We start from the raw sequence: 12,024 nt of genomic DNA on the forward strand, positions 1-12,024 counted from the left end.
TGTTAAGTTATTGTGTTTTTAATAATAGTATGGCGCTCTCAAACTGTGCATTCAGCGGATTAGCTATTCCTGTACTCATCAATTCCGCTCCACTGAATATTTTTCCATGCCCCGGAAAACGAGAAGTACTTCCTTTAGGAAGGCCGACCTCTTCCACCCTATAATTTTTACGAGCATCAAGTCCACCAAGTATTACTTGAGGTACACTACCATCTTGAATCTGATAAAGATAAACCACAGCATCATTTTTATCGGTAGAAACATAGCTCAGAGAGGCCATTGGATGTTCATAAGGAGATACCAAACGATAAAGTTCACCTTGCATTACCAAAGGACGGATACTCGCCTTATATAATTTAACAGCATCAGCTATCTGTACACGTTCTTCAGCTGTAGCCTTATCCAATGCAAGGTCTATGCCGAAAGCTCCACTTAAAGCAACATCAATCGCCAGTTTCAGATGACGTTTACCCATACGTGTCACATGAGCAGAAATTGTACTTGCAGGAAAGAAATGAGAGAATCCCCACTGTATCTTAATACGTCCCAACGGGTCTGTATTATCACTGGGCCAAAAACTATGGAAATAAGGTAACGCACCATAGTCTACACGTCCGGAACCACCCGCACAAAGCATTGCCATAACATTGGGGAACTCTTTGGAGAAGCGTTCCATCAAACGGTAGAGAGCCCAATTATAATCAATCCAAAGATGACTCTGCTCTGCCGGTTGTAAATAGCCGGAACCTGGTTGGGTAATATAGCGATTACAGTCCCATTTCACATACGATATATCTGGATTGGGACGTAATGTTTTATCAATAACTTGCCACTCAAAAGCCTGTACTTCGGGGCGGGTAAGGTCAAGAATTTCCTGATGTCGCCCTAATATAGGAGTACGTTTAGGCTGGGTAATAATCCAATCGGGATGTTTTTGATAAAGCTCACTTTGAGGATTTACCATTTCCGGCTCTAACCAGATACCAAAATCTACTTTACGTTTCAAGGCTTCTTTTGCTATGTAAGACAGCCCCCGGGGCAGTTTCTTGGTAGAAGGCTCCCAATCACCCAAGCCATGTTTATCATCATCACGTGAATATAGTCCGTTACCAAACCAGCCATCATCCAGTAAGAATAATTCCGCCCCCACCTGGCGAGCGCCATTAAACAATTCTTTCAAACGCTCTTCATCAAAGTCACAATGTGTAGCTTCCCAATTATTCAGTAATACCGGACGATCTTTCTGTGCATCGCGAATCGCATGTTTCATAGCCCAACGATGATAACGACGACTTACCTCACCTTTACCCTGCTTACTGTATGCATACAAAATGGCAGGCGTTGTAAAGGTACCGCCACGTTCCAAATAATATTGGGAACCTAACGGATTCATTCCGGTTATGAGGCGAAGATTTTTATTCCAATCGACATCAAAAGCGAACTGGAAACTACCGCTCCAACGCAAAGAAGCAGCTAAAACCTCACCTGCATTTTCCTGTGCCGGACCATTCAATGAAAGTATAAAAGATGGGATACGCATTTGATGAGCGCGTACTCCAAGCTTGGAATCCAAAATTTTAATCCCTTCCGATAATTGTTCTTCGGAAATCGTCGCTTCTCGTTTATAATTACCGGCAAACTGAGTAAGCCAATATTCCTTAGCCTTCAAAACAGGAGAAGCAGAAGCAAAACGATGAAGAACAATTTTCCCCTTTTCATTATGACTTACCGTATTCCATATTTCCATCATACTGTTATCAGCATAGCTTTTGATATAGATTTCCACGGTAAACGGATAAGCCGGATCTTTTAAAGAAATAACCGTTTGAGAAATACCACCATTTAAATTCTCTGTACGATGTCCTATATAATGCAACTCAGTAGAAGTATTACCATCTACATGTGTTACTTGCAAAGCAGGTTCGGTAAGCACACCGTTACCATATGGCGGAAGAAATTCTCTCTCGCGAGAAGGCATTTTAGCAGATGGAACGACCTCTGCCGCAGCATCTCCAAAACCTAATTGATACAGCCGATCATCCGTACCTACCATGAAAGTTAACTTCAACTCTCCTGAGGTTACTGAAAAAAGTTTCTTCACATTCGGATTGTCCGCCGCACGCATCCCCCCCATGCAACAAACAAATATAAATAAAGTAATCAGTTTCTTCATTTACTAATATTTTAGATTATTCTTGAGTCATAAATTTCCAGGTAACGGTAGCAATACTATTGGGCTTTCCTTTCTCTGCCTTAGAAATTGTACCATGCAAACGTCCTTTCTTATCACGCGTTACTTTGATATTACGCCAAGAATATACGCCTTTTTCATAATCAAAAGTTTCACCATCATCATCATACAAACGATAAGCACCATCCGCCTTACCATAATGGCGAATTTCAAGATTTATCTTTTGTCCGGCCTTAGGAGCGTGAAGCGTAGCTTCCATAAAAGGAATTATAGCCCCATCTTTCACAAATACCGGAATACGGTCTAAGCCAGGAGAGACAGTGATTCTTTCTCCATTACCTACATATTTACCAGTATAGAAGTCATACCAATTACCCTTCGGCAGCATTACAGTACGTTTTGTTTGTCCTGCAAACATAGGAGCTACCAGCAAATATTCACCTGCCATATACTGATCTTTTATCTCTTTAGCAATAGCCTCTAAATAAGGATTATCTTCTAAATTAGAAGTTTTCAGCTCCGATGTAATTATCTGCTCCGGATTAAAACCCGGTTCCAAATTTATAGCTCGGAAAGGCGGAATACCGTCAAAATGATAACGGGCAAATTCTGTATACCAATAAGGCATCATCTGCATACGCAAAAGAGCATATTCTTTTACCTGTTTTGCTACTTCCGGGAATGACCAAGGTTTTGTTCCGCTTGCCCATGCATTAATCATTGCCATTGGCGAAAAAACCACAGACTGAAAACGACGTAACCATTCTTCGGCAGACTTAGAACCACGTACCTCTGGCGTCCATAAGACACCGCTAAAACCGGAATTGATTAATGCTGTAATAAAATCCTGATGACTGTAATAATCGTTATAAATAACATAAGGGAAAGAACTGCTTCCGCCATTAGATGCACGTACTAAACCAAAAGTACGTTGATTGCGCTTTTTATAAAGATCAGCAGTTGTACGTTGTACCCACAATCCATAAGTCTGACGCATCTGCTCGGCGGAAATACCACTAGGGAAAGTAGCAACATCCGGCCAGACATAACGGTCATACCCATCGACTTCATCTATTTTATAACCGCTTACACCTATATTTATATGTTCTTTTTCCAACTTATCTTTCCAAAGTTGGCGTCCTTTTTCACCTGCTAAATCAGGAACAATACCACACCATACTGTATGTGAACCGCTAACCGGATACATTTCTTTATATGCCTCGGACTCAGGTGAAATATATGGATTAGTCCAAAGATTGATACGTATACCTTTATCCAACATTGTTTTGACAAAACCAGCAGGGTCTGTATAACGTTTCTCATCCCACTCAAGCGTACAAGGATAGGCTTTACTTTGCCACCCCGGTTCCAATCCTATAAAATCCAGTGGATAGCCTTGACGTTCAAATTCATCAGCTTCTTTCTCCACATCTTCAGCTGTATACAGTTTCTGGGTACGTTGTGTAAAGCCCAACCCCCAACGCGGCGGCAATGTACCCCCACCACAGAATAAATTATAACGCCGAATGACATCCATTGGAGTAGGTCCTGCAAATATGTAAATTTCAGCACCTGGAGCAGGAACAAGAATAGACACAGCATCCGAATACGGACTGGCTGTCCACGTTTTATCCGTATTACGATCTTTAACTACCGGAGCATTCGGACTATCCTTGCGTGCACCACTACCGGCATAGACAGTAAGATAACGGGCAGAATTAATAAAAACCCCATATCCCAGACTGGAGATATAGAAAGGTACGGGAGCATGCGTTCTGCCATTATCCTTTCCACCATAATGGTCTACATGCAAATTCAAAATTTTACCACGCTGATGTACAGTCTGAAAGTTCAATCCAAAGCCGTAGAGTTGTTCTTTTTTCTGCAAAGGAATACGGAGAGAGGTCTTCCCATCTTGTATACTCCCGACTATTTCATTTGCCAATGCGGGCAAAGCAACTTCCGGCAAGCGCGCAAAACTTTCCTTTAAAGGAGTGACCGCAGCTACATCCAGTAACGAATAATCTTCGGGAGTACCTACCACACCTTTCCAAACACCGGGTTCCACCTGTTTCCAAGCTATTTGTGCATGTACCGGAAGTAACATCAAAATAGCAAGTGCCCCTAAAATCATTTTTTTCTTCATGTTTTCCATTCAATTTATAGTAGTCATTTTATATGTTTATACACAGGCAAACTATTATTTCGCAAAGAAACCAATAGCGTTTTTATACCGCTTGCAAAATCGTTTTATTTTTTTTCGATACTGTCTCAAATATATTAGTATTCTCAAACAACCCAAAGGTATAAACTATATATGCATACTAAATTTATTGTTATCGAATGATACCGGCAAATCCACCATTCGGTAAAAGTTTTATTTTAATCTTCCCGTCTGTATCTTTTATAGGCATATAATCAAAGCAATCTTTATCTTTACCATCCGTTATCATAGTAAACGACTTTCCTTTACATGCTGTAGGTAGTGTGAATTCTATTTCACGTTTTTCAGCCTTACCACTAATTCCCCCTATAAACCATACATCTCCCGAACGACGTGCAATCACGGCATAATCAGAGGGATAACCCGCCAACAGACAACTTTCATCCCAAGCTGCCGATACTTCTTTCAGGAATTGTTTCGGCTGTTCCGGTAAGGAAAGATAGGCCTCTGCTCTATCGGCAAAACATTGAAAACCAGATTCAAACACCACTGCCAAAGCCAATTGATGGGCTACGGTAGTTTGACGTATAGCCTCTACCCCTTGGCGTATTTTATTGGAAAATGTTACCGGAGTATAATCCATTGAACCTACAACATTACGGGTAAACGGAACAGTTGCGTTATGTTCGGCAGCCTTATCACAACGTTGCTGTCTTCCCAAAGTTTCCGCTCCCCGAATAGCTTCTGTTGTCATCATATTAGGATATGTACGTTCAAAGCCACGTGGTAAAGTAGCGCCATGTAAATCTACCAATAAATGGTTATCTGCCGCATCCTTTAAAATAGCCGGATAAAGCTGAATGATTCGTTGTTTATCAGAATCAAAGAAGTCAACTTTGATACCCTTCACCCCGATTTCGCTAATACGTTTCATCTCTGCACGACGCAGTTCAGGATCAGACATAATACGACGGGCTGCAACCGTATCGTTTTCACGTCCTGCACCGGAATGATACCACAACCATACTCCTATACCTTTCGGCTGAGCATATTTCACAACATCTTCCATTGTTCCACCATTTGCCATACGTTGCCAACCGGCATCAATCAAAATATATTCCCATCCCATTTCAACACTAAGGTCTACATATTTCAATTGTTCTTTATAATCAAGCACAGTGGCACCTTTATACCACCAGCTCCAACATGAACGTCCCGCTTTTATCCATGACTCATCCTCAATGACAGACGGTGGATTCAGATGAGACACCATCTGATTTTGGAAAATAGTATTTAAATCGTTACCAACTATAACAGCACGCCACGGAGTATACCAAGATAACTTTGAAACCGGTTCTACCGCATCCGGAACGATAGGTTCATCCAATTCTGGAAAGCGAATTTTATATGCTCCGTTTATACCGGAATTGTCAATATGTGTAGCAGGATAAGTTCCGTCCAAATGCGCTTCAGTAATCATCATCCATAAACCATTAGTCTGAAATAACATTGGGAAAGCCCAACCTCTGCCATGTTCGCATTCTGAACGAATCTCAATAGCATTGCTGCAATATTGCTCGTAACTAGGCTTTTTACGTTCATTCCAATCATAAGGATGTATCCAAGCCTTACCATTGACAGGTACCGCAAATTCCGTATGTTCCGCCTGAATTGTATGGAGTTCCTTGTCCAAGCCAGATAAACCATAACGAAAAGCTATACCGTTATTATAAACACGTACTATCAAATCAAAATTATTCCCTTCTGAAGAACTAAACGTAAAAACCTGCTCACGACAATCATCAATGGTCTTAATCTGCTTTCCCGATTTTAATTGATAAGCTTCTACAATATCTTTCACAGGGGCTGCAGACACAAATTTTGCATTTTTACCATATTCCAACGAATCCATTATTAAGCCTAAAAGAGACCTCTCAATAGCTATTGTATCTTTATAATACACAGAATAAGTCAAGTCCGTCACTCCATCTGTAATTTTATTTTCTAAGACAAAACGAACATTATTATCTTTCGATTTCAACTCCCAAGACTCAGGAGTCGTACAAGCGGTTACCAATACCGCACACAGCAGCAATGCTACATTCCAAAATTTATTCATAATATTTATTTTAAGTGTTATCATTTAGGTGTAAACATAACGATATACCCGCCACCGGTACGCATATATCCTGTCAGAGAATCTGAATTCCGGCAAAAGACACGTTGCATAGCTATTGCTGCCGCATCTGATGGATTGTCGTTCAGTACTGTTCCTTCATACCAACCATCATCCAAAAAGGTCAACGGAAATTGTATAGTACATTCTTTTTGCCCATTCAACACAGCTAAGAACCAAGTCTTCCCACTTCTACGGGCAAAAGCCGCCACTTCTCCTATCTTACTGGATGGCAAAACAATCGTTTCATCCCACGTAGCCGGTATCTCCTTTATTACCTTTACAGCCGGATTTTCCAACATCTTTTGAGGATGAGAGCCAAAGAAGATAACAGAAGAATTAAAAATTAAAGAAGTCGCAATCTGATGTGTCCAGGAAGTCTCTAAACGACGTTCACCAAAAACGACCGGAGTATAATCACCTGCTCCTACTACCAACCGCGTAAACGGTAACGTTGTATTATGTGTAGACCATTCATATTGTTTCTTCCCGTATTCAAGTCCACGTATACCTTCACGACTCATCTCATTAGGCCAACTACGTACCTCTCCTGCGGGTTTATTACTACCATGAATATTAAGCATTAATTTATACTCAGCAGCCTCTTTGAGACATGCTTGATATAAGTCTATAAATTCTTTTGATTCATGCGAAAATGCATCTAATTTTAATCCGACTATGCCTAAACGATGGCATCTTTCAAATAGAGCTTTACGTTTTTCCGGATCGCGTACATCTCGTCCATGACGCCACAACCAAACTTTTACACCGTACTTCGCAGAATAGTCTACCAGATCTTTCAGTTGCTCATCCGTCCAACGGTACCAAAAAGCATCAACCGTATTATACTCATATCCCAATTCACCTGCCAGTCTGGAAAATTCTTTCATATTCTCCAGTGTACGTGCACCACCATCCAACCAACACCATACCGAACGTCCAGGCCTAACCCAATCCGTATTTATACCTTTGGGAAAAAGATTCTTATCAGGCGTTGGAGCAAGGTTCGTTATCAAATCAGTATTCACCAACTCATTCAAATCATCAGCGATCACCACTGTACGCCACGGAGTCGTAATTGTACCAGTAATGGAAGCAGGATTTGACAAACGCCGGGCCTCTTCCAAGCTGTAATCATGGGCAAAAGGATATCCTGCTGGCTGGGCATGTCCCAACTTAGTCTCAAAACCATTCTTACCATTGGCCTGTAATGACATCCCGGCATAATTCATCAAAGCGGACTCTGTTAGGCACAAATACCCCCCGTTATCCGGTAATTGTACGGTTATAGGTGGAGCCGCCCATTCTCCTTTCACTATTTCAGAAATGTTTTTCTTTTGATGAATTCCTTCATAATGACAATACATATCATGATACCAGACCTGACTCTTCGCTGGAAGAGTAAAAACAGTATGCTCATCTGGTATTCTTACTTGGTTTTTATTACCTGGAAGTATCATACGGAAAGCAATACCGTCATTATAAGAACGAGCCTCTAAAGTAAAATCGGTATTCAACTGCCTATTCTTTAATCGAAGTAACAACCCATTACTTTTATCTATAGCTAAAGAATGAGAACCTCTAATAGGATAAGTCGCATCTGTTTTATAAGTATCTGAAGATAAAACGGAAATGCCACAACAAATTTCTGTTTGATCTATTGTCATGCTAATAGGAGCTTCAACCAAAACTGTATTACCCCCTTTTTTCACATTATAGGACAAATTATTATCCTTTCCATTTATTTGCAGGACAATAGAACCGTCAGGACTTGTCACAGAAGCTAATGTCTGTGCATAGGTATTTACAACAGTACAATACCCTAGAAATAATATACATAAAGTTTTTTTCATAACATACTATTTATAAATTTGCATATCTCCGTCTTCGCAAATAATCTCAGGACGAGCATCCGGATTCTTTAGCTCAAAAGTTACATTTTTCAACTTCAATCCTCTCACATGACGTGCCCATACACCATAAGCCGGTATTTTAGGACCAAAAGTTTTTACTTCCGGATATTGATCAATCGCTTCGGGAACTACCGACAACGCATCCTCCGGAGTACCTGTACCCAATAAACGAATATGGATATTCTCTAATGTGAGATTAGTAATATAATGTCCGGGAATACCGGTAATAAGAATACCGGTAGGTGGTTTTAACTGCGCATTATCTGCTGCAATAGCTTTCACATTGCGGATAGTAACATTCTCAAAAACACCGACAGGCTGCTGTGTATCTTCATTTTTACGAAAAACGCTTAAACGAGCCCCCAAGCGAAACATCATGGGAGTACGTACTTCTTCCATAGTAATATCCGATATCTCCACATTACGTAATCGTGCCCCATCTACAGAAAAAAGTTTAATACCACCATTCTTGGTATCATAAATATGGCAGTTACTTATTTTAATATTTTCAAATCCCGCCATGGACTCTGTTCCCATTTTGATACCTGCCTGATTACTCTTCAACTTCATATTAGTTATAATAATATCATCACATCCCATTTTGCTGGAAGTTGTTTTAAAACAAAGCGCATCATCACCACTGATAATATCACAATTACTAATACGTACATGCTGACAACCATCAATATTGATACCATCATTGTGGGCCACTCCAAAACTTCGAATCGTTATATTATTGATATTGACATTGCGGCACTGAAAATAATGTGATGTCCATGCACCTGCATATTTCAAGGTCACTCCCTCTACTTTCACATTCTCACAGCGTACCCAACGGAGCAAAAAAGGACGCAGCCCCCAACGTTGACCTTCAGGGCGAGTATCTTCCTTAATATGCCGTGCTTTTAAAGCAGAACCTTGCCCATCAATCGTTCCTTCGCCTTCCAATGTCACATTTTTTGCATCTACCGCAACCATTAAAGCCCAACCGACATCAATACCCAGGCCTTCGGTAAAAGGATCTAAATTATCATATGCTTTGTAGTCCGTGGTTCCTAAAATAAGCGCATCCTTTTCCAAACGTAAAGTTACATTATCTTTTAAGACAATAGTAGCTGAGAGATAAGTTCCTGCAGGCACAATCACGGTTCCCCCACCCGCTTTATGACAAGCATCGATAGCTTTCTGAATAGCAGGAGAATCCATTTTTCTACCATTTCCTTTGGCTCCATACTTTTTCACATTATAAGTTTCTCCTGCTTGCATAGTTAAAGATAATGTCAACAACAAAAACAATAATCCCAAATAATTTTTTCTTTTCATGATATTAGTGTGTATTACTTGTGTTTATTTCAATTTATCTCCTTAGCGATAGTAATAGTATACAGTTTATTACTGCGACGTCCGGGATGTTCCAACCTCAACTCATTTACTCCCTTTTCTAAATCAATGGGAAATATAAAATTACCACGTTTATTCCCGGTTGTGGCAAGATATCCTATATTTTCACTTATCAACTTTCCATTAGCATAAAGATAGGATGGAACCGGATTTCCACCTTCATAAGAGATATCCAGGTAATACTTGCCTGTATATGGAATCTCAGCCTTCCAAGCTATAAAACCGTTAGAACTGCCTTTTTCTCCTTTGAATTCTACAGACCCATCCTCATTGATAGTAGCTGAACCATTCAATAACATTTCTTTGGTTTGACAGGTTATTATCGGCTGCAGATTACGCAAAACCAAACGCTGGGTAGCCACCACTTTATCATGCTTTATTGCTTCAAGGCGATAGTCAGTCGTCTTATCTACACCGACACATAAATGTCCTTCCGTATTATCCAACTTCATATTGTTTAATCTCACCTCATCTGCATTAGAAACTTTATAGTGCAAAGTCGTTCCATCTGCATAAAAATATTCAATAGCAGCACGATTCTCATCCAAAGGTACCCGATATAATTCGATCCCTTTACCTGTGCCCAAATTACGGCTATACATACGTTGTTCCGGATTATTCCAATGTTCGTGCACACCTAAACTCACTAATTTTTTACCCGCATAGGCAATACCCGAAGGTGGATTTCCGATATTAGCGGCTTCATGCAGGAAGTTATCGGCATTGGCAGGCAAAGGCAGTTCTGAATATATAAAATCAAGTACAACCGATTCAATAGCAACTTGATCATTAGAGGCTAAAAAGCTTGATGTCCATCCATTATTAAATGGAGCACGCTTAAAACGCACCGCATGACCGTTATGCTTCGGATTAACATACATAGCATCTACGATATAGACTAAAGTATTACCGCCAATACGTTCATGAGCCATTAAATCAACAATACAATTATATGTCCCCATTCCTCGGAAAGAAGACCAGTCACGGATACTAAAATGTAAAGGCGGTACTTTCTCTAACGAGCCAAACTGATTCTTACCGGTAGACGTGATACCCGTTTGTCCTGCACTATCACGCCATTTATCCGTAGGTTCCGAATGCCGTTTCATTAAAGCCATATTAATCATATAGTCAGCTTCATAAGCCGCACGTGCCAAACTCATAGAACCCTTATCTGTAATTTCACTGGAATAATGGACCACATCCGGAACGAATCCACCCCAATTCTGATAGTTTACTTCCGGATAAAGCGGCTGCATATAATCATAAATAGCTGATATACCACGACGCTGCGCATCATAAACGGTAATATTATTTTGAGGAACTTGCATGATATCTATCAACTGATGCAGCAAGGCATATACCGACTGCGGAGTAGCATCTATAATGTTTGATCCTCCATTATCATTCAAATTGACCTTTATAGCGATTTTTTCACCCTTTTTATAGCTGACAGCTCCTTTACCTTTCTTATAATTAAAAAGACGAAACAGTTCATCCCACGCTTTATCAATCGTTTTTTGATTAGTCAACGCTATGATTACTCCTTCTAACATATCATTAACCCGGGTCTGACTATTATTATCCGCATCCGAATACAAGCCATGTTTACCATCCCAAGCAGCAGCTTTAGGATCATAAGCCCAAGCAACTCGTCCGGGATGAATACCTTTAGCAACTCCCATTGGAGTGTTCGGCGCATCAATAGGGATAAAACGTCCCATATCCGTGCCGTTATCTATTTGCTTACGGATAACCTGTCCCATTAAAGAATTATCTACAGACATCACATATAAGGTCCCCGATGCAAGCACACCGATTAGCAATACGGATAAACCTAAAGTTACACGCCGGGCATTCCATAAATTCCGGACGCGTTTCCACGTTCCCACACCTACCAGAGTACTGCTGATAAACGCGACAAATGAAAGGGCTATCGGAGCTGCAACCTGCTGGCAGGGATATTCCATACGACTTGGCTTCGGTACTACCCGAATCAAAAACCAAACTAAAGCAGCCAATCCTAATAGAGGGAAACATATCTTCAACACGACATTCTTTTTGTTAATGCCTACAATACGTCCGCTTTTAGGACAAGTTTTGAAGAACCATTTTTTTATTTTATTTTTCATACTATATAGATTATATGTTCATAACTACACCGACAATTTGTAACCAT

General features: G+C 40.3%; 6 protein-coding genes. All 6 read right to left on the bottom strand.

Going from position 1 to position 12,024, the window contains the following annotated elements:
* Window positions 1–7: 7 nt before the first annotated feature.
* Window positions 8–2,173 (bottom strand): alpha-galactosidase, encoded by a 2,166-nt coding sequence (locus BUB52_RS02390; RefSeq protein WP_009122362.1) that lies wholly within the window; start codon window positions 2,171–2,173, stop codon window positions 8–10.
* A gap of 16 nt (window positions 2,174–2,189) precedes the next feature.
* Window positions 2,190–4,337: a glycoside hydrolase family 31 protein gene (locus BUB52_RS02395; RefSeq protein ID WP_039950987.1), complete on the bottom strand. Its 2,148-nt coding sequence runs from the start codon at window positions 4,335–4,337 to the stop codon at window positions 2,190–2,192.
* A gap of 190 nt (window positions 4,338–4,527) precedes the next feature.
* Window positions 4,528–6,474: a glycoside hydrolase family 97 protein gene (locus tag BUB52_RS02400; RefSeq protein WP_039950988.1), complete on the bottom strand. Its 1,947-nt coding sequence runs from the start codon at window positions 6,472–6,474 to the stop codon at window positions 4,528–4,530.
* Window positions 6,475–6,494: 20 nt separating this feature from the next.
* Complete coding sequence (locus BUB52_RS02405) at window positions 6,495–8,384, bottom strand: glycoside hydrolase family 97 protein (RefSeq protein WP_009122365.1); 1,890 nt, start codon at window positions 8,382–8,384, stop codon at window positions 6,495–6,497.
* Between the two features lie 6 nt (window positions 8,385–8,390).
* Entirely contained in the window at window positions 8,391–9,767 is a 1,377-nt protein-coding gene (locus BUB52_RS02410; protein ID WP_022218856.1) for a glycoside hydrolase family 28 protein, read from the bottom strand.
* Window positions 9,768–9,796: 29 nt separating this feature from the next.
* Window positions 9,797–11,977, bottom strand: a complete 2,181-nt coding sequence (locus tag BUB52_RS02415) for a DUF362 domain-containing protein (protein ID WP_009122367.1) — start codon at window positions 11,975–11,977, stop codon at window positions 9,797–9,799.
* Between the last annotated feature and the right edge of the window lie 47 nt (window positions 11,978–12,024).

Source organism: Bacteroides clarus YIT 12056, from assembly GCF_900129655.1.
Lineage (GTDB): Bacteria > Bacteroidota > Bacteroidia > Bacteroidales > Bacteroidaceae > Bacteroides > Bacteroides clarus.

Coding starts and splice junctions, on each gene's coding strand:
- BUB52_RS02390 (WP_009122362.1), bottom strand. CDS start 2,173: ATGAAGAAACTGATTACTTTATTTATATTTGTTTGTTGCATGGGGGGG.
- BUB52_RS02395 (WP_039950987.1), bottom strand. CDS start 4,337: ATGAAGAAAAAAATGATTTTAGGGGCACTTGCTATTTTGATGTTACTT.
- BUB52_RS02400 (WP_039950988.1), bottom strand. CDS start 6,474: ATGAATAAATTTTGGAATGTAGCATTGCTGCTGTGTGCGGTATTGGTA.
- BUB52_RS02405 (WP_009122365.1), bottom strand. CDS start 8,384: ATGAAAAAAACTTTATGTATATTATTTCTAGGGTATTGTACTGTTGTA.
- BUB52_RS02410 (WP_022218856.1), bottom strand. CDS start 9,767: ATGAAAAGAAAAAATTATTTGGGATTATTGTTTTTGTTGTTGACATTA.
- BUB52_RS02415 (WP_009122367.1), bottom strand. CDS start 11,977: ATGAAAAATAAAATAAAAAAATGGTTCTTCAAAACTTGTCCTAAAAGC.